Annotated in this window: 17 protein-coding genes, 1 pseudogene and 1 riboswitch; of the genes and pseudogenes, 8 read left to right on the forward strand and 10 right to left on the reverse strand. The window is 70.2% G+C overall.

From position 1 onward, the window contains the following. The coding region (locus G6021_RS03900; protein WP_182640701.1) for a DUF4192 family protein at positions 1 to 987 on the reverse strand (987 nt) is incomplete at its 3' end. Positions 988 to 1,253: 266 nt separating this feature from the next. Here G6021_RS03900 and G6021_RS03905 point away from each other — a divergent pair. The 7 genes from G6021_RS03905 (at position 1,254) to G6021_RS03935 (ending at position 8,421) form a co-directional block, all read left to right on the forward strand. Then, positions 1,254 to 2,189: a PAC2 family protein gene (locus G6021_RS03905; protein WP_179525203.1), complete on the forward strand. Its 936-nt coding sequence runs from the start codon at positions 1,254 to 1,256 to the stop codon at positions 2,187 to 2,189. 41 nt (positions 2,190 to 2,230) lie between these two features. Then, positions 2,231 to 4,777, forward strand: coding sequence for a DEAD/DEAH box helicase (locus G6021_RS03910; protein WP_182609307.1), 2,547 nt, complete (start codon positions 2,231 to 2,233; stop codon positions 4,775 to 4,777). Positions 4,778 to 4,861: 84 nt separating this feature from the next. Then, on the forward strand, positions 4,862 to 5,320 hold the full coding sequence (locus G6021_RS03915) for a DUF3817 domain-containing protein (RefSeq protein ID WP_179525201.1): 459 nt from the start codon (positions 4,862 to 4,864) through the stop codon (positions 5,318 to 5,320). Next, positions 5,317 to 5,943, forward strand: coding sequence for a TetR/AcrR family transcriptional regulator (locus G6021_RS03920; protein ID WP_179525200.1), 627 nt, complete (start codon positions 5,317 to 5,319; stop codon positions 5,941 to 5,943). Before G6021_RS03915 ends, G6021_RS03920 begins: the two co-directional genes overlap by 4 nt. Before the next feature lie 60 nt (positions 5,944 to 6,003). After that, on the forward strand, positions 6,004 to 6,819 hold the full coding sequence (locus G6021_RS03925; protein ID WP_179525199.1) for an NUDIX hydrolase: 816 nt from the start codon (positions 6,004 to 6,006) through the stop codon (positions 6,817 to 6,819). A gap of 63 nt (positions 6,820 to 6,882) precedes the next feature. After that, complete coding sequence (locus G6021_RS03930; RefSeq protein ID WP_182640702.1) at positions 6,883 to 7,821, forward strand: hypothetical protein; 939 nt, start codon at positions 6,883 to 6,885, stop codon at positions 7,819 to 7,821. A 57-nt stretch (positions 7,822 to 7,878) separates the two neighbouring features. Beyond that, complete coding sequence (locus G6021_RS03935; RefSeq protein WP_095719006.1) at positions 7,879 to 8,421, forward strand: hypothetical protein; 543 nt, start codon at positions 7,879 to 7,881, stop codon at positions 8,419 to 8,421. A 3-nt stretch (positions 8,422 to 8,424) separates the two neighbouring features. Here G6021_RS03935 and G6021_RS03940 read toward each other — a convergent pair whose 3' ends face one another. Together G6021_RS03940 and G6021_RS17860 are read right to left on the reverse strand one after the other, a co-directional pair. Continuing rightward, positions 8,425 to 8,709 (reverse strand): YchJ family metal-binding protein, encoded by a 285-nt coding sequence (locus tag G6021_RS03940; RefSeq protein WP_277815223.1) that lies wholly within the window; start codon positions 8,707 to 8,709, stop codon positions 8,425 to 8,427. 39 nt (positions 8,710 to 8,748) lie between these two features. After that, positions 8,749 to 8,802 (reverse strand): annotated as a pseudogene (locus G6021_RS17860) (SEC-C metal-binding domain-containing protein); the annotation flags it as partial. A 351-nt stretch (positions 8,803 to 9,153) separates the two neighbouring features. Between G6021_RS17860 and G6021_RS03945 the strand changes: the two are divergent. After that, positions 9,154 to 10,710: a fatty acyl-CoA synthetase gene (locus tag G6021_RS03945; protein WP_179525195.1), complete on the forward strand. Its 1,557-nt coding sequence runs from the start codon at positions 9,154 to 9,156 to the stop codon at positions 10,708 to 10,710. A 37-nt stretch (positions 10,711 to 10,747) separates the two neighbouring features. Here G6021_RS03945 and G6021_RS03950 read toward each other — a convergent pair whose 3' ends face one another. The 7 genes from G6021_RS03950 to G6021_RS03980 all read right to left on the reverse strand — a co-directional run bounded on the left by G6021_RS03950 (position 10,748) and on the right by G6021_RS03980 (position 18,297). Further along, positions 10,748 to 11,581 (reverse strand): alpha/beta hydrolase, encoded by an 834-nt coding sequence (locus tag G6021_RS03950; protein WP_182640703.1) that lies wholly within the window; start codon positions 11,579 to 11,581, stop codon positions 10,748 to 10,750. A 27-nt stretch (positions 11,582 to 11,608) separates the two neighbouring features. Beyond that, complete coding sequence (locus G6021_RS03955) at positions 11,609 to 12,352, reverse strand: hypothetical protein (protein ID WP_347237760.1); 744 nt, start codon at positions 12,350 to 12,352, stop codon at positions 11,609 to 11,611. Between the two features lie 130 nt (positions 12,353 to 12,482). After that, entirely contained in the window at positions 12,483 to 15,377 is a 2,895-nt protein-coding gene (gene gcvP, locus G6021_RS03960) for an aminomethyl-transferring glycine dehydrogenase (protein ID WP_095719000.1), read from the reverse strand. Positions 15,378 to 15,552: 175 nt separating this feature from the next. Beyond that, a riboswitch (glycine riboswitch) is annotated at positions 15,553 to 15,649 on the reverse strand. Between the two features lie 33 nt (positions 15,650 to 15,682). After that, complete coding sequence (locus G6021_RS03965; protein ID WP_179525192.1) at positions 15,683 to 16,324, reverse strand: MerR family transcriptional regulator; 642 nt, start codon at positions 16,322 to 16,324, stop codon at positions 15,683 to 15,685. Positions 16,325 to 16,576: 252 nt separating this feature from the next. Beyond that, positions 16,577 to 17,077, reverse strand: a complete 501-nt coding sequence (locus G6021_RS03970) for a bifunctional nuclease family protein (RefSeq protein WP_095719041.1) — start codon at positions 17,075 to 17,077, stop codon at positions 16,577 to 16,579. A gap of 69 nt (positions 17,078 to 17,146) precedes the next feature. Next, positions 17,147 to 17,881 carry a MerR family transcriptional regulator gene (locus G6021_RS03975; protein WP_182640704.1) on the reverse strand — a complete coding sequence of 245 codons (735 nt, stop codon included), beginning with the start codon at positions 17,879 to 17,881 and terminating at the stop codon, positions 17,147 to 17,149. Further along, on the reverse strand, positions 17,878 to 18,297 hold the full coding sequence (locus tag G6021_RS03980) for an FHA domain-containing protein (RefSeq protein WP_176475132.1): 420 nt from the start codon (positions 18,295 to 18,297) through the stop codon (positions 17,878 to 17,880). The genes G6021_RS03975 and G6021_RS03980 overlap by 4 nt, the downstream gene beginning before the upstream one ends. Between the last annotated feature and the right edge of the window lie 30 nt (positions 18,298 to 18,327).

Consider the following 18,327-nt stretch of genomic DNA (forward strand, 5'->3'; position numbering starts at 1 on the left):
CACCGAGCGTTCGCGGCCCGGCCGGCGGCGCGCGAGCGACCACCAGAGCAGGCGGCGGCCGTCGCGATCGCACAGACCCCGGTGGGCCAGGCGCCGGTAGACCTCGTCCCGCACGGCGATGTCCAGCAGGACGCGTCCGATCCCGGCCAACTCGTCGTCGTCGAGTTCCTCCCCGTCCTCCAGGCGGCGTTCCGCGTCCTCGTGCGCCCTCACCGCGCGGTCCACCTCGAGGGCCCCCTCCAGCCGTGCGGGTCCCCGACCGTGCGGATCGTCGTCACACGCCCCGTGGTCCCGCACCTGGTACAGCCGCTCGATCTCTGCCCGCGAACCGGCCCGGACCCGCCCGTCGAACGCGTGGACCGCGGCGATCTCCGTCGAGTCCGGGTCGACCTGCGTTCCCCGGACCATCCCGAACAGATCGACCCACGGCGAGCCGTGTGCGAACTCGCCCACCCCGTAGGCGCCGACGACCTGCGTCCCGGCCAGCCCCAACCAGTACTCGAACGCCGCGGCGGCGTCCTCCGCGCGGAGACCGGCGGAGTGCCCGTCCGCACAGTCCTCGTGAACCACCACCAGGTGGACGTCGGTCACCCCCTCCCTCGAGCAGAACCGGGCCAGCCCACGAGCCGGACCGTCGTCGGCCACGACCGGTGACGGCTCACCCTCCCCGGAGCGGCAGTCCTCCGCACCGCCCCACCCGTCCGCACCGCCCCGCCCGTCCTCACCGTCCCGTCCGTCCGCACCGTCCCGTCCGTCTCCTTCCCCGGGTGGCGATCCGGGACCTCCGAGCAGGCCGTCGACATCCATCCTGACGACCGGCCCGGCGTGACCGTCCGCGGTCCGCCCGCATATCACCACCACCGATCCGGGCCCCGGCGGGAACCCCAACATCGACGGGATGGACGCGATGAGCTCCTCCGGAGAGGAGATCACCACCGTCCGAGGGTCGTCCACACCGTCGTCACCGATCCGTCCGTTCGCGGTCATCGTCGTCCACCTGTCTCGTCGTCTCGCGGCCGCTCCCCGGCCGAGGGCGGCCCGCGGGTGCCGGTGCACCGGATCAACTTTCTGACACTCCACCTGCGGTGTCCCGGAGGAAATCCGCGGGGGGCGACCCGCTGTGGAGCCCGCGGCACGGTGGGGAATCAACTGCGGCCCGCCGTCGTTGGCAAAGAGGAGAAACCCCGTCCCGGTGGGACGATCAGTTCGGACCGGACCGGACGGCTCGGGGTGTTGCGACGAGAGGAGTCGACATGGCCAGGCACAGCGATCTGTACCGACTGATCGAGCCCGTCCCCGATCTGCGATCGGAATCCGGACAGGGTCCGGTGCTCGTGCATGCGTTGGAGGGTTTCTCCGACGCCGGCCAGGCGATCCAGGGCGTCACGGAACACCTCAAGGAGAGCCTGGACTCCCAGTTGATCGTGGAGTTCGACGCGGATGAGCTGGTGGACTACCGCTCGCGTCGACCGCAGGTGCGGTACTCCTTCGACCACTTCGCCGGATACTCGGAGCCGACCATCCAGATGCACGCGGTCAAGGACGCAGGCGGGACCTTCTTCCTGCTGCTCTCCGGCCTGGAGCCGGACCTGAGGTGGGACGGGTTCACCGAATCCGTGATCGACCTCGCCGGGTCGTTCGGGGCCCGGATGTCGGTCGGTCTCGGCGCCATCCCCCTCGGGGTACCGCACACCCGCCCGACCCAGTCGAGTGCACACGCCAGCGACGTCGACCTCATCCGTGGCTTCACCGCGTGGCCCGGGGAGTTCTCCGTCCCGGGGAACGTGAGCGCGCTGCTGGAGCTCCGGATGGCCGAGCACGGCATCCCGTCCGCGGGCTTCACCGTCCACGTACCCCAGTACCTGTCCCAGACCGCCTACCCCGCGGCGGTCCTCAACCTCGTCGGCAACATCGCCCAGATCTCCCAGCTGGAGCTGCCGTCCGGTGAGCTCGAGACCGCCGCCCGGGACTTCACCGCACAGGTGACCGCCCAGATCGCCGACAGCCCGGAGATCCGGACCGCCGTGGAGCTGATGGAGAAGCAGTACGACGAGTTCATGGAGTCCCGCCACGGCTCCGACTCGCTCAACCCCGGCGGCACACCGCTGCCCTCCGGCGACGAGATCGGTGCCGAGTTCGAGCGGTTCCTCGCGGAGCAGACCGGCGACGACGAGCCCCGCGCCCGCTAGCACGGACGGACGGTCGCGGCCGGGCGACTAGGCTCGGTAGGGTGCAACTGCCCGAACTCCTCGCCGACCTCGACGACGTCCCCTCCGACCTCCTGGAGGAGGCGGTATTCGACGCCTTCGTGGCGTGGGCCGCCGACCAGGGCCTGACGCTCTATCCGGCGCAGGAGGAGGCGGTCCTCGAGGTGGCGGCGGGTAGCCATGTCGTCCTGGCCACGCCGACGGGGTCGGGCAAGTCGCTGGTCGCCCTGGGGGCGCACTTCTCCGCCATGGCCCGCGGGGTGCGGAGCTACTACACCGCGCCGATCAAGGCGCTCGTCAGCGAGAAGTTCTTCGCTCTGTGCGCGGTGTTCGGCGCCGAGAACGTCGGGATGCTCACCGGTGACGCCGCGGTCAACGCCGACGCACCGATCATCTGTGCCACCGCCGAGATCGTGGCCAACATCGCCCTCCGGGAGGGCGCCGCCGCGGACATCGGTCAGGTGGTGATGGACGAGTTCCACTACTACTCCGAGCCCGATCGGGGCTGGGCCTGGCAGGTCCCGCTCATCGAACTCCCCGACACGCAGTTCCTGCTGATGTCGGCGACGCTCGGCGACGTGGACTGGCTGATCGAGGATCTCCGTACCCGGACCGGACGGGAGTGCGCGCTGGTCGGGGGCACCGAGCGACCTGTCCCCCTGACGTTCGACTACGCACTGCGCAGTATCCACGAGTCGGTCGAACTCCTGCTCCGGGATGACAAGGCACCCGTCTACATCGTCCACTTCACCCAGGCCTCGGCCCTGGAACAGGCCCAGGCGCTGACCTCGGTGGCGGTGGCCACCAAGGAGCGCAAGGCCGCCATCGCCGAGGAGATCGGCGGATTCCGGTTCACGACCGCGTTCGGCCGGAACCTGCGCAAGCTGCTCATGCACGGAATCGGGGTCCACCACGCCGGCATGCTCCCGAAGTACCGCCGCCTCGTGGAACGGCTCGCCCAGGACGGGTTGCTCACCGTCATCTGTGGGACCGACACCCTCGGCGTCGGTATCAATGTCCCCATCCGGACCGTTCTGTTCACGGGGCTCACCAAGTTCGACGGACGCCGGCAACGTGTCCTCAAGGCCCGGGAGTTCCACCAGATCGCCGGCCGTGCGGGCCGAGCGGGGTTCGATACCGAGGGTCTGGTGGTGGTGCTGGCTCCCGAGCACGAGGTCGAGAACGCCAAGGCCGCGGCCAAGTCGGCCGCCAACCCCAAGAAGAAGGGCAAGTCGGCCAAGAAGAAGCCGCCGGAGGGGTTCGTCAACTGGTCCCGCTCGACGTTCGACAAACTCGTCGGCGCCCAGCCCGAGCAGCTCACCAGCCGCTTCGAGGTCAACAACGCGATGCTGCTCAACGTGATCTCGCGTCCGGGGAGCTGCTACGCCCACATGCGGCACCTCCTGCTGTCCTCGCACGAGACCCGGGCCCGGATCCGGCAGCACGTGCTGCGCTCGATCGAACTCTTCCGCGGGCTCGAGACCGCCGGCATCGTCGAGAGGATGGCGGAGCCGGACGACGACGGACGGCACGTCCGTCTGACGGTGGACCTCCAACGGGACTTCGCGCTCAACCAGCCCCTCGCCCCGTTCGCGATCGCCGCGATGGAGGTCCTCGACCCCGACTCCCCCACCCCGGTCCTGGATCTGGTCTCGGTGATCGAGTCCGTTCTCGACGACCCGCGCCCGATCCTCTACGCACAGCAGCGGGCCGCCCGCGGCGAGGCGATCGGGGCGCTCAAGGCAGAGGGGGTGGAGTACTCGGAACGGATGGAGCTGGTCGAGGACATCTCGTGGCCCACACCCCTCGGCGACCTCATCGCGGACGCCTACGACGCCTACCGGGCCGGGCACCCGTGGGTGGCGGGGGTCGAGCCCTCCCCGAAGTCGGTCGTCCGCGAGATGGTCGAGCGGGGGATGACCTTCTCCGATCTGGTCTCCGCGTACGGACTCAGCCGGTCGGAGGGTTCCGTCCTGCGCTACCTCACCGACGCCTACCGTGCGCTGCGGCAGACCGTTCCGGCCGACCTGCGGACCGACGAGTTCGACGACCTGGTCGAATGGCTCGGGGAACTCGTCCGCCAGGTCGACTCGAGCCTGCTGGACGAGTGGGAACTGCTCACCGACCCCGAGGTCTCCCCGGACCAGGTGGCCGAGCTCGCCTTCGGTCAGTCGAGCGGCACCACCCGGCCCGTCACCGCCAACTCGCGGGCGTTCCGGGTGATGGTCCGCAACGCGATGTTCCGCCGCGTGGAGCTCCTGTCGCGAGACGACATCGACACCTTGGTGCAACTCGACGCCGACGTCCCGCTCCATCCCGACTGGGACACCGAGATCGATGCGTACTGGGACGAGTACGACGCGATCGGAACCGGGCCCGCGGCGCGCGGACCCGCCCTCTTCTCCGTCACCGAATCGGGCGACGGGGTGGAGCCGGGGACCTGGAGGGTCCGGCAGGTGCTCGACGATCCGGAGAACGACCACGGCTGGGCCGTCGAGGGTGTCGTGGACCTCGGCGCCAGCGACGAGGCGGGCGAGGTCCGGTTCGCGTCGCTGACCCTCGCGGGGTGACGCAGCGGGGAGGCTGAACCGGGCCGCGGTTCCGGTGTCCGTACGATGACCGACGAACACCGATCCGACCCCTGGAGGACATCTGTGACCCCCCGCATCCTGTACAAGAGGCTCGCGCTCGCGGAGGTGATCACGTGGACGCTGCTGATCCTGGGCATGGTCGGCAAGTACGGGTTCGGTCTCGACTGGGCCACCACGGTCGGTGGCAGCATCCACGGTTTCGTGTTCCTGTGCTACACCGTGGCGACGATCGCGGTCTGGACGGACAAGCGCTGGTCGGCGGGGACCGGCCTGATGGGCCTGGCGTCCGCGGTCATCCCCTACGCCACCGTGCCGTTCGAGAGGTCCGTCGAGCGCCGCGGGCTGCTTGAGGGACACTGGCGGCTCGGGCCCGGAGGCGAACAGTCGCGCACCCTCGCCGAGCGCACGCTGGCCTTCGCGCTCCGGTCCCCGGTCGTCGCGCTGGTGGTGACCCTCATCGTGGTGGCCGTGGTCTTCTCGCTCCTCCTGGTGGCGGGCAAGCCCACCGAGTGGTTCTCGTGACCCTAGCCCGTGAGCCGGGACGCCGGGAGCTGAACAAGGCGGACAAGCAACGCCGGATACTGGCCGCCGCCCGCGACCTGTTCTTCCGCAACGGGTACTCGTCGGTCACCACCCAGGAGGTGGCCGATCAGGCGGAGGTCGGCACCGGGACACTGTTCAGGTACGCCCAGTCGAAGGGCGAGCTCCTGTGCATGGTGGCCAACGAGGAGTTCCGCGCCATGGTCGAGACCGTCCCGGATACCGGGGACCCCGTCGAGGATCTGGTCACACTGTGCGACCCCCTGTTCTCCGCCCTCGAGAACCAGCCGGAGAACATCGTCGCCTACCACCGCGAGACGGTCTTCGGGGAACCCGGCCCGCACCGGGCGGAGGCGCAGCGCATCCTCGGGGAACTCCGGGGCATCATCGGACTCGTGCTCGCCCGGCACTCCCCGCGGGCACCGGAGGCGGAGGACCTCGACGGTCCCGCCCAGACCGTCTTCGACGTCCTGTACATGAGCATCGTCCGTTCGGGGATCGACCGGTCGCCCGGTCGCGACCACCGAGCCGACCTCCGCGAGCACGTCGATCGTGTCCTGCACGGAGTGCTGGCACGTCGGGTGTCCTCCGACAGCACGTACTGACGGCGCCGTCCGGCCACCCCGACGAACCGTCCTCCACCGCGCCGGGTGAGACTTGTCCGCATGACCGAAGGCAACGACCCCACCGCCCGCCCGATCAAGGACGCGTCCACCGTGATGGTGATGCGGGACTCCGATCGCGGACCCGAGGTGTTCGTCGCACGCCGCGTCCGCGGGATGGCGTTCGCCGGCGGCATGACGGTGTTCCCGGGCGGGGGCGTGGACGCCTCGGACGACGATCCGGATGTCGCCTGGTCCGGCCCCGCGCCCGCGTGGTGGGCCGAGCGGTTCGACTGCGACGTGCCTCGAGCGCGCCGGTTGGTGTGCGCGGCGGCGCGGGAGACCTTCGAGGAATGTGGCGTCCTCCTCGCCGACCACCTCGACGGCTCCCCGGTCGCGGACGCCGGCCGGTACCACTCGAGCCGCGAGGAGCTCGAGAGCCACCGGCTGACCTTCAGCGCGTTCCTCGCCGACGAGGATCTCTCACTCGCGGCGGGCAGACTCCGCCCCTACGACCACTGGATCACGCCCTCGGTGGAATCGCGGAGGTACGACACGAGGTTCTTCCTCGCCGCGCTACCGGAGGGACAGGAACCGGATGACCTCACGACCGAGGTCGACCTGACCATGTGGGCCCGCCCCGTCGACCTCCTCGAGGACTTCCGTGCCGGCCGGTCCATGCTCCTCCCCCCGACGTGGACCCAACTCCGCGTCCTCGCCGGGTTCCCCGACGTCGCGGCAGCACTGGACTCCGAGCGCAGGATCGTTCCCGTCCAGCCGGAGGTCGTCGAGCACCGTGGCGGGGTGCGCGTGCGCTTCGACGGTTCGGAGGAGTACTGGTCCGACTACCAGGCGGGCCGGCCGGAGGCGGGGAGCTGATCACTCCCACCGGACATCCCGAAGTACCGACGTGCTCGGCTGTGCGGTGGTTGACTGCCACTCATGCGGGATTTCGAGTTCGACGTGGACGCGTCGATCGCTGCCGGGTGGAACCGCTTCGCGACCCGCCTGGCCGGACTACTGCGTGACCTCGTCCCGGGAGCCACGTTCGACCTGGCCGTTCCCGTCCTCGGGTCGCCGTCCACCCGCACCCCGTACGTGCGTTTCACCGCCACCGGCGGCGGCAGCGTCCACGCGGAGGTCTCCGGCGGCGGGTCCGAGGATTCGCCGGAGCCGCTGGGGCCCGTCCGGCTCGACCAACTCATGGCCCTCGGTTGGGCGCTCCGGCGCCCGACCGACCAGGGTGCTCCGGGGGCGGACCTCACGTTCCCGGTAAACCGTGCACCCGAGGCGGCGCACCTGGTCGCCGGCACGATGGAGCGCGTCTTCGGGATCCCCCACCCGGTATTCCTCCATGACGTGTCCGATCCGGAGGACGCGACCGGGGCCGGTTCGGGTGAACCCGTGTCGGCGGACGCCGACTTCCGGTCGCAGCCCATCGCGACCCCGGACGAGGCGACCAGAGCACTACAGTCGGCTCTGTCGGAGGTCTACGAGCGTCGGGTCACACCCGACGAGCATGACGTGTTCACCGTTCCCGCCGGGTGTGTCCTGCTGTTCGTCCGTGCGCACCGCTCGCTCCCCCTCGTCGTGTTCCGGAGCCCACTCGTGTCCTCCGTGGAGGATCCCGCGGCCGCGGAGACCGAGGTCGCGATCCTCAACCGGGACTCGCTGTGGTGCAGGTACGTGTTCGACGGCCAGACGATCTCCGCCGAGGCGGAGTTCGTCGACCGGGTGTTCGTCCCGGTCAACTTCAAGATCCAGTTGGCCGAGATCTCCGCCGAACTCGACGACGTCTACTCGGATCTCGCGCACCGGGTCGCGGGCAGACGATGGCGTGACCTGCGCGCCTCCGATGACCACCGTCCCGGTGAGCAGTAGGATCTGAGACCGTGCCGGGACGGGCCCGGTGTGAGAACTCGCCCCAGGAGCGCCTACATGCGTCGCGCCGTCCTCGCTGCAGTGATCGTGACCGCGGCCGTCTCCACGTCGGGTTGTTCACCGGCCTCCCTGTTCGGCGATGACGACTCCGCGGGCGTCCCCGTCCCGACCGCCCAGCAGTCCGGACCCCTGCCCTCGTCGCAGCAGTTCGACAGGCCGTTCCCCGTGGCCGGAGAATCGTGGGACGCCACCGTGACCCTGTCCGACCTCCGCATCGTGCCCTCGACCACGTACTCGGACGCGGTCGTGGTGGTGGACGTCCGCGCGGTGCAGGCATCCGGTCAGCCGGAACTGGGCCCGGAGGACTTCTCGGCCTTCGACCCGTCGGGGCGACCGTTCGAGCGGATCGAGAACCCCGCGGGGACGGTCGAGGACCCACTCGTGCCCTCGGTTCTGAGCTTTCCCGGCGAGGAGATCCGGGGGATGGTCGCCTGGACGATGCCCCGAGGGAACCGTATCGGGCGCATCGACGTGACCGCCCCGAGGACGATCGGTTCGGTCACCGTGACCCGCCAGCCGGAAGACCCGACCGCCACCTAGGACTCAGGACGATCCCGTGCCCTCGAGATACGTCCATCGACCACCTCTGCGCTCGAACGCCGATCGCTCGCGCATGACACCGGGGCCCTCGGGCCCGACATACCGGGCCTCGAACTCGACGGTCCCGGTCCGGTCGGCGGGGCCACCGGCAACCACGTCGAGGATCGCGAGGCCGGTCCACTCGACGTCACCTGCCTCCACCCGGGCCGGCCGCGTCCGCGGGCTCCAGGTGCGCCAGAGGTGGTCCTCCCGACCCAGAACGAAGGCCGTGTACCGCGATCTCATCAGTTGCTCCGCGGTCTCGGCCGGGACACCATCCTCGACGAGCGGTCCGCAGCAGCGATCGAACGGGCGCCGGCTCCCGCAGGGACATGCGTTCACGTCGCCCTCCTCCGTCCACCCGCATCCGCGATCAGGCTACCCACACGACGACCGGTTATCCTCAAGCCCAGAGATGTCCAGCTTCCGTGCACTGCCCTTCCGGCCCCGGCGACAGCCCGATCCCGACGGCGTCCCCCTACGGGTCCGCTCGTGCCGCGACCTGTGCGAGTGGACGAGGACCCCCGTGGAGCGCCGCGGTGAGCCCATGTTCGCGTGCCGAGGGTGCGGATCCCAGTGGGTCCCGAGCGAGCACTGGACCCCGCGGGACAGCAACGGGGCGGTCCCCCCGGAGGTGTTGGAGATCGTCGCCGCCGAACCATGACCTCGCCGGCTGACCTCTAGGCTGAGACGATGACCACACCCCCTCGATTCCCCGGTCCCGCCGTGAGTTCCGCGACGGTCGACGCCGTCCTGCGCCGGGCGGCGGCCCGGTTCCCCGACCGCGTGGCACTCACCTTCGCCGAACGCCGGTGGACCTACGCGGCGCTGGACTCCGCGGTCGACCGGGTGGCCACGACCCTCGCCGGCCAGGGCCTCGAGAACGGCGCCCGGGTTGCCGGCTACGGGGTCAACTCCGATGCCTATCTCATCGGCTTCCTCGCCACCTCCCGCGCCGGGTTCACACACGTGCCCGTCAACTACGCCCTGACCGGCGGCGAACTCGAGTACCTGTTGACCGACTCGGGGGCGTCCCTGGTCCTGGTGGACCCGGCACAGGCCGCCACGTTGTCGGACGTACTCGAGACCATGCCGGGGCTGCGCTCCCTGCCGCTGCTGCCCCGTGAGGGGGAGACCGCGGACGGCACCGTTCTGGGTTCGGCGACGGACGACTCCCCGTGTACCCCGGTGCAGTCCCCCTCCACCGGCGACGATCTGGCCCAACTCCTCTACACCTCGGGGACGACCTCACGCCCCAAGGGCGCGATGATGACCCATTCCGCGCTCGTCCACGAGTACGTGAGCTGCATTCTCGCCCTGGACCTGACCGCGGACGACGAGCCGCTGGTGTCCATGCCGCTCTACCACTCGGCCGCGATGCACGTGTTCGCGCTCCCCTACCTCTCCCTGGGGGCGACGGTGCACCTCATGGCCGCCCCGGACATCACCGAGATCCTCCGCCGGGTCGAGGTCGACAGGATCGGCTCGCTCTTCCTCGCGCCGACGGTGTGGGTGCCGTTGGCCTCACATCCGGACCTGGAGTCCCGGGACCTGTCGAGTCTGCGCAAGGCCCAGTACGGCGCCTCGATCATGCCGGTGACGGTGCTCCAGCGCCTGCGCGGCACGTATCCCGACCTCGGGTTCTACAACTGCTTCGGACAGTCGGAGATCGGCCCACTGGCCACCGTCCTGCGCCCGGAGGAGCATGACGCCCGCCCGGCGAGCGCCGGCCGACCGGTGTTCTTCGTGGACGCCCGCGTCGTCGACGAGACGGGCGCAGAGGTCGCGGACGGCGAGCGGGGCGAGGTGGTCTACCGGTCTCCGCAGTTGTGCACGGGTTACTGGAACAAGCCGGACGCCACCGCCGAGGCGTTCCGCGACGGGTGGTTCCACTCCGGCGACCTGGTGGTGCGCGACCCGGAGGGGTTCATCGAGGTCGTCGACCGCATCAAGGACGTCATCAACACCGGTGGTGTCCTGGTGGCGTCCCGGGAGGTCGAGGACGCGGTCTACCAGGATGAGCGCGTGGCGGAGGTGGCCGTGATCGGCACACCGGACGACAAGTGGATCGAGGCCGTCACCGCGATCGTGGTCCTCAGGGACGACGTCCACGCCACCGAATCCGAGATCATCGACGGCACCCGCGCCCATCTCGCGCCGTTCAAGGTGCCGAAGCGGGTCGTCTTCGTGGACGAACTGCCCCGGAACCAGTCGGGCAAGCTCCTCAAGCGGGAACTGCGCCAGTCCTGACACCGGGACCGTGCCCGACCCACCCGGGTCTCCGGCGTCAGCCGATCCTGTCCAGGACCTCCGCGGCCACCACCTCGGGGGCTTGTTCGGGGAGCCAGTGCCCCATGCCCGCCAGCGGGACGAAGCGGTACTCCCCCGCCATCCGGGAGGCGGTGGCCTCGGCACCGGAGCGCCCGATCGCTGGGTCGTCCTCCCCCCACAGATAGGTCGTGGGGACCGACACGTCGGGCAGGTCGTACCGCCGCATCGCGCGGTACCAGTTGAGCGCTCCCGTCAGCCTCGCCCGCGTGCCGACCACCTCGAGGTGCTTGGCGATGAGCTCGTCAGACACGTGCTCGTCGAACATCGCCCGCAGACGTCGGGCTCCGTCCTCGAGCAGGACGTCCTCGGCTTTCCCCTCCTGGCGGAAGAGGGCGAAGTAGGCCGATCGGGCCTGCTGGTCCGGGTCGGACTGCAGAGCCCACGCGAAGGCCGACAGGTGGGGGACGGACACCACCGTCAGGCTCGACACCCGCCCGGGGTGGTGGGCGGCGAGCCACCATGCGACCGATGCCCCCCAGTCGTGGCCGAGCACGTGCACCGTCTCCAGACCGAGATGGTCGACGATCGCCAGGGCGTCCGCGCTCAGGTGCTCGATCGCATAGGCCCCGACGTCGTCCGGGCGTGCACCGGCCGAGTACCCCCGCTGGGCCGGAGCGACGACCCTGAGTCCCTGCTGCGTCAGCACCCCGGCGACCGCCTCCCACTCCCACGGGGATTCCGGGAAGCCGTGCAACGCCAACACGGTCCCGCGCTCGGGCCCGGTGGTACGCCAGTCCAGTACGTCGAGGGTGCCGGCCGGGATGTCGACGGTCATGCTCTGCGGTTCCATGGAGCGGACACTATCTTCTCCGCTGGTTCACCGCGGGCGGCCGCCGCGCGGACTCTCCGCGGACGACCCCGACTGCGCGACCATCGAGCGCCGGTCATGCCAGTCGCGCACCACCCACATCTCGACCACGAGCGGGTCGACAGCGGCCTCGTCCGCCCACGCGGAGATCACGTCCAGATACCGCTGATACCGGCGTGGCGTCATGCGACCGAGCGAGTCGATCTCGGTCCATCCCGCGTGGACCAGCGTGGCGATCCCGGCCGAATCGACGGGAACGATGGTCTGGTCCGACCACGCCATTCCCAGGGACGACAGATAGAGCGAGGCGAGCGGGAACCCGAGATCGGGCACCCCCCTGCCAGCCCTGCCGTACGGCGCGCCGTTGCGGAGCAGGTTCATGGCCTCCGCCGGGGCGTCCAACCAGTCCGCCACCTCGTGCAGGACCAGGGGATATCCGTGAGGTGACACCGAGCGCCACGCGGAGCGGTCGCGCTCCGGTACACGGAAGTCCGGCAGACCCCTGCGGACGCCCGATCGCTGCGGGTGCCCGGCGAGCCAGGCCGCACACATGTAGAGCGCGACCACGGACTCCTCCAGGCTGCCCCGAGCCCTGCGGCCCGCTGCCCAGAGGTCACTCCTGCGGAGGTATCCGGACCCGGACTCGACCCGGCCGCCGTCGGGCCCACCGGCGACCAGCCGGAGGTCGACCCCTCGCTCCGCCAGCCTGAGGTTCCACAGGTCGAGGTCGACCTCCACGTATTCGTCCGCCACCAGCAGTGCCGGAGGCTGGGCGCGACACCACGTCAGGCACGAAGAGGGGAGATCTGGAACGGGACGGGAACCGGTCGTCGTCATACCCGCACGGTGTCACGCGGGTACGACAACGCCGGCCCCCTGCGCCTCAGTCCTCGGCGAACGCGTCCAGCGGAGGGCAGGAACACACCAGATTGCGGTCGCCGTACGCGCCGTCGATCCGCCGCACCGCGGGCCAGACCTTGGGGCGCCACTCCGAACCCAGCGGGTAGCCCGCCAGGCTGCGCGGGTAGGCGTGCTCCCACTCGTCGGCGGAGACGCTCTCGGCGGTGTGGGGAGCCCCGCGCAGCGGATTGTCTTCCACGGTCCACTCTCCCGAGGCGACCCGGTCGATCTCGGCGCGGATCGCGGCCATCGCGTCACAGAAGGCATCCAGCTCGGCCAGGTCCTCACTCTCGGTGGGCTCCACCATGAGCGTGTTGGGCACCGGGAAGCTCATCGTGGGCGCGTGGAAACCGTAATCCGCCAGCCTCTTGGCCACGTCGTCGATCGAGATGCCGACCGAGTCGATGAGCGGCCGGAGGTCGAGGATGCACTCGTGCGCCACCCACCCGCCGTCCCCGGAGTACAGCACCGGGAAGTCCGGGCCGATCCGCCGGGCCAGGTAGTTGGCACTCGCGATCGCGGTGAGGGTGGCACGACGCAGCCCGTCCGCGCCCATCATGCGGACGTAGGCCCACGTGATGGGGAGGATCGAGGCGGATCCGAAGGCGGCGGCCGAGACCACCGCGCCCGAACCGAGACCCTCCTCGTAGGGGTGGCCGGGCAGGAACTCGCGCAGGTGCTCGGCCACCGCGACCGGGCCGACCCCGGGACCGCCACCACCGTGCGGGATGCAGAAGGTCTTGTGCAGGTTGAGGTGGCTCACGTCGCCACCGAACCGCCCCGGACGGGCGACACCCACGAGCGCGTTGAGGTTGGCCCCGTCGATGTAGACCTGTCCCCCGGCGTCGTGGACGATCGCGCAGATCTCCTCGATGTCGTGCTCGTACACCCCGTGGGTCGAGGGGTAGGTGATCATGATCGCCGACAGCTCGGCCGCGTGCCGGCCGACCTTCTCGCGGAGATCGTCGACGTCGACGTCCCCGTTGGGTCGACATCCGACGACGACGACCTTCATCCCCGCCATCACCGCGGACGCGGCGTTGGTCCCGTGAGCCGAGGACGGGATGAGGCACACCCTGCGATCCTCGTCGCCGCGGGAGCGGTGGTACTGCCGGATCGCCAGCAGGCCCGCGTACTCCCCCTGGCTGCCCGCGTTGGGCTGCAGACTCACCGCGGCGTAGCCGGTGATGTCGACGAGCCACTGCTCCACGTCGGCCACGAGCCGGCGGATCCCTCGGGTCTGCTCGACCGGTGCGAAGGGGTGGAGGCCCGCGAACTCGGGCCACGTGATGGGCTCCATCTCCGTGGTGGCGTTGAGCTTCATGGTGCAGGAACCCAGCGGGATCATGGTGCGGTCCAGCGCCAGGTCCTTGTCCGCGAGGGCTCGCAGATACCGCAGCATCGCGGTCTCGGTCCGGTACCTGACGAACGCCTCGTGCTGGAGGAAGCGCGAGGTCCGGTCGCCGTAGGCGGGATCGACGAGGATCTCCAGCTGTCCGGCGTCCGCGATGTCGGCGACGTCACCGCCGAACGCTTCGAGGACGAGCGCGAGGTGGTCCCCGGTGGTGGCCTCGTCGCAGGAGACGGACACGTGGTCGTCGTCGACCCTCCACAGGTTCACCCCCCGCTCGGCGGCGGCGGCGAGCACCTCGGAGGCACGGCCGGGCACCCTGGCCAGGACGGTGTCGAAGAAGTCGGCGTGGACGACCTGGACACCCGCGGCGACGAGGCCGTCGGCCAGGACCGCGGCATGGGAATGCACGCGCCGGGCGATCGCCGCCAGGCCCTCCGCTCCGTGGTACGAGGCGTACATCGCGGCGACCACCGCGAGCAGGACCTGAGCGGTGCAGATGTTGGACGTGGCCTTGTCGCGGCGGATGTGCTGCTCGCGGGTCTGCAGCGCCAGCCGGTAGGCCGGCCGACCGTCGGCGTCCGTCGACACGCCCACGAGGCGGCCCGGGAGGTTACGGGCGTGGGCGGTGCGACAGGAGAGGAAGCCGGCGTGGGGGCCACCGAAGCCCATCGGGACACCGAAGCGCTGGGACGAGCCGAAGCAGGCGTCCGCACCCTTGTCCCCGGCCGGGGTGAGGACGGTCGCGGCGAGCAGGTCGACGCCCGCCGCCACGAGGACTCCCCGGTCGTGGCACTGGTCGATCAGCCCGGCGACGTCGGCGACGCGGCCCGAGGCACCCGGCGTCTGCACGAGTGCTCCGAAGAAGTCGCCCTCCGGCAACCCGTCGTCGATCAGGTTCGCGGTGACGATCTCGATACCCAGCGGCTCGGCGCGGGTGGCGAGGATGGCGGCGGTCTGTCCGAAGACGTCCGTGTCGACCGCGAAGCGGGGGCTCTTCGAGGACCGGTTGGCCCTGCGGAGCATCGTCATGGCCTCGGCGGCCGCGGTCCCCTCGTCCAGCATCGAGGCGCCCGCCATGTCCATGCCGGTGAGGTCGGCGACCATGGTCTGGAAGTTGAGAAGAGCCTCGAGTCGGCCCTGGCTGATCTCCGGCTGGTAGGGGGTGTACCCCGTGTACCAGGCGGGGCTCTCGACGACGTTGCGGCGGATCACGGCCGGGGTGAGCGTGTCGTAGTACCCCTGCCCGATCATGGAGACCGCGACCTCGTTCCGGTCGGCGAGCACGCGCAGCGCGGCGAGCGTGTCGGACTCGGACAGGGGCTCGGGCAGCGCGTCGATGCCCGCTGCCCGGCCGTCGGGACCCACCTCGTCGAGGATGACCGACGGGAACGCGCGCTCGGCGAGCTCGTCGAGCGAGTCCACGCCGATGGTCCGCAGGATGTGGGCCAGGCCGTCGGCGTCGGGTCCCAGATGGCGGGCGACGAACTCGCCTCCGGTCCGGGCGGTGTGCGGGGTCGTCGTCACAGGTGCTCCTCGAAGGGCGGGGCCGCCCGGACGGGCGGCCTGCGGGCCGGTGCTACCCTCTCCGCTCTGTCCCCAACCGGCTGACGCCGGCGCCTGAGAGATTCACGGGGCCCACCTGTGGGCCGCGCTTTCCCCGTGGGCGGGTGGTCTGTTCCACCGCTCTCCAGAGGCGTTCGACGACTACACGGTCCGGGTGCCTGAGAGATTCTCGGAGAGGAGTTGCTCCTTCGGCGCCCGCGGTGGATACCGCGGGACTCTCCCGTGAGTCGCGTGAACGCACCGCCGAGTCTAGACGACTCCTCCGATCAGCCCGTACGCCGCGAGGCGCGGGCGCGGCGACGGGCCGCCAACTCGTCCTCGAGGGGCTCGATGACGTCCTCGGCGGAGACGGTCTCGGCGGGGAACTCGGAGATCGACCCGGCGAGCTCCCGCATCGCACCACCGATCCCGATACCGAAGACTCCCTGTCCGCCCTGGAGGAGGTCGAAGACCTCCTCCTTCGAGGTGCACTCGAACACCGTGCGACCGTCGGAGAAGAGGGTGATGGTGGCCAGGTCCTTCACTCCCCGGGAGCGGATCTGGTCCACGGCCTTCCGGATGTTCTGCAGCGAGATCCCGGTGTCCAGCAGTTGCTTGACGATCTTGAGGACGAGGATGTCCTTGAACGAGTACAGGCGCTGGCTGCCGGACCCGGCGGCGTTGCGGATCGACGGCACCACTAGATCGGTCCGGGCCCAGTAGTCGAGTTGCCGGTAGGTGATGCCGGCGATCTGGCAGGCGATCGGCACGCGGTATCCACTCGTGCCGTCCGGGATGCCGTCGTCGGGGAACAGTCCCGGTTGCACCTCGTCGAACGTGGCCTGGGTGGCCTCGACGTCGCCTCCGAAGAGACCCTCCGTGTGCGCACCGGTGGAGGACGACTCCGGATCCCGGGTGTGGTCGGCCACGATTGCTCCCTCAAGCTGTGGGGTGCCGCCGCTGTCGCGGGGACACGGTGCCGGACTCTGTCGAGTCCGGATCCTTGAACACGTGAACACCATCGGTGTAGTTCACTGGGAGCAACGCTAGGCCCGCGAGGGTCCGCGATCAATAGGACACGCGGTAAACCTCAACCTCAAGTTGAACTTGAGACCTGGCCGCGACCTGCGCACTGGTGTTGGAGTGGCTCCTGTGGAGACGGAAATACCTGGTCGCAGCGCTCAGGACGTGGGGCCGCCGGGCTCCTGCGGAGCGTCTCCACCACCGAGGAAGTCATCCGGGCTCACCTGGTCGAGGAACTCACGGAACGCCTCCACCTCCTCCTCGCCCTGCTCCACCAGCGAGATCCCGACCTCGTCGAGCACCTCACGGCTGACCAGGACCGGGGACGAGGTCCTCAGTGCCACGGCGACGGCGTCCGACGGCCGGGCTGAGACCCGCGTGCCCTCGAAGACGAGCTCCGCGATGAACGTCCCCTCGGACACCCCCACGATCTCCACCTGCTCGAGTGGATGGGCGAAGGTCTCGAGGAGCGTCGCCACGAGATCGTGGGTCAGCGGCCTGCCCGGCTGCACGCCCTGCTGCTGGAGACTGATCGCGGCGGCCTCGGACGCTCCGATCCAGATCGGGACGTACCGCCCCCCGTCCTTCTCGTGCAGGATCAGTACTGGTGCGTACTCCGGCTCCTCGAAACGGATGCCGACGACGTTCACCTCTCGCATGTTCTTTCCCATGTCCTCCGCCTCTCCCACGGGTCCAGCCTAGCCCCGATCCGTCCCGGGGCGCGTGCGTCAGGACTCCAGCGCGTGCCGGACGGCCACGGTGACGAGCGTGGAGTGCAGAGCGACCGACAGCGCGGCGATCTCCCGGGCCAACTCGGCGGCGCGATCCCGTGCATCCGCGTCGCCCTGCCGTGCCACCGGGCCGGCGATCTGGGTGATGAGGCCCGTCTGCCGGTCGGCGGCCGTCCGGAAGCCCCGCAGATGACGGACGTCCACGCCGTGGCCGGCGAGGTCGTGCGCCGTCCGCGCGACCAGGACCGCCTCCGGGTCGAAGAATCCGCCGGGGCCGGTCACGATGAGCCCGGCGTCCACGAGGGAACCGACGAGCTCCGCGTCCACCCCCGACTGCTCGACCACGTCCTCACGGGTGAGGCGCAGAACGGTGTCGCTGCGGAAATCGTCCGGGGTCGACCCCGGCACACCGTCCCCGCCGGGCCGCGGGAGCAGGGCGGTCGTGGACCCGTCCGCGATCGCGGAGTCGAGCGCCTCCAACTCCTCACGGATCACCTTGAGGGGCAGATACCGGTCGCGCTGCGCCGTGAGGACATAGCGCAACCGTTCACGATCCCCGACGCTGAACCGGCGGTACCCGCTGGCGGTCCGCTCGGGGGTGACCAGTCCTTCGTTCTCGAGGAACCGGACCTTCGACACCGTGAGGTCCGGGAACTCCGGACTCAGGAGTGCGATGACGCCGCCGATGGAGAGGTGTCCCTCCTCGGTGGCGCCGTGTCCGGCGGCTGTCACTGCCCGGGCGTACCCGTCAGGAAGACGAGGCGGAACTTGCCGATCTGGACCTCGTCGCCGTTCGACAACGAGGCGGAGTCCACGGGTTCGCGGTTGACGTACGTCCCGTTCAGGGATCCGACGTCGACGACGTTGAACGTACCGCCCTCGCTCCGGAACTCCGCGTGGCGACGACTCACCGTGACGTCATCGAGGAAGATGTCGCTGTCCGGATGGCGGCCGGCCGACGTGGTGGCCTGGTCCAGGAGGAAACGGGAGCCCGCGTTGGGCCCTCGCTTGACCACCAGGAGCGCCTGCCCCTCGGGCAGTCCCTCGACACCGGTGACGGCGGGCTCGGACTGAGCCGCCTGCTGATCGGACTCGTTGAGAAGCTCCGCGCGGAACACCGAGGTGGTCTCGGCGGTCGCCTCGGGCATGTTCTTGTTCTCGGTCACGTTCGTCTCTCC

It is taken from the genome of Dietzia sp. CW19, assembly GCF_014145265.1.
Lineage (GTDB): Bacteria > Actinomycetota > Actinomycetes > Mycobacteriales > Mycobacteriaceae > Dietzia > Dietzia natronolimnaea.

Bases quoted from the DNA above. Each gene is read 5' to 3' on its own strand.
- G6021_RS03945 (WP_179525195.1), top strand. From the start codon at position 9,154: ATGACCACACCCCCTCGATTCCCCGGTCCCGCCGTGAGTTCCGCGACG.
- G6021_RS03935 (WP_095719006.1), top strand. From the start codon at position 7,879: ATGCGTCGCGCCGTCCTCGCTGCAGTGATCGTGACCGCGGCCGTCTCC.
- G6021_RS03925 (WP_179525199.1), top strand. From the start codon at position 6,004: ATGACCGAAGGCAACGACCCCACCGCCCGCCCGATCAAGGACGCGTCC.
- G6021_RS03950 (WP_182640703.1), bottom strand. From the start codon at position 11,581: ATGGAACCGCAGAGCATGACCGTCGACATCCCGGCCGGCACCCTCGAC.
- G6021_RS03905 (WP_179525203.1), top strand. From the start codon at position 1,254: ATGGCCAGGCACAGCGATCTGTACCGACTGATCGAGCCCGTCCCCGAT.
- G6021_RS03980 (WP_176475132.1), bottom strand. From the start codon at position 18,297: ATGCCCGAGGCGACCGCCGAGACCACCTCGGTGTTCCGCGCGGAGCTT.
- G6021_RS03970 (WP_095719041.1), bottom strand. From the start codon at position 17,077: ATGCGAGAGGTGAACGTCGTCGGCATCCGTTTCGAGGAGCCGGAGTAC.
- G6021_RS03930 (WP_182640702.1), top strand. From the start codon at position 6,883: ATGCGGGATTTCGAGTTCGACGTGGACGCGTCGATCGCTGCCGGGTGG.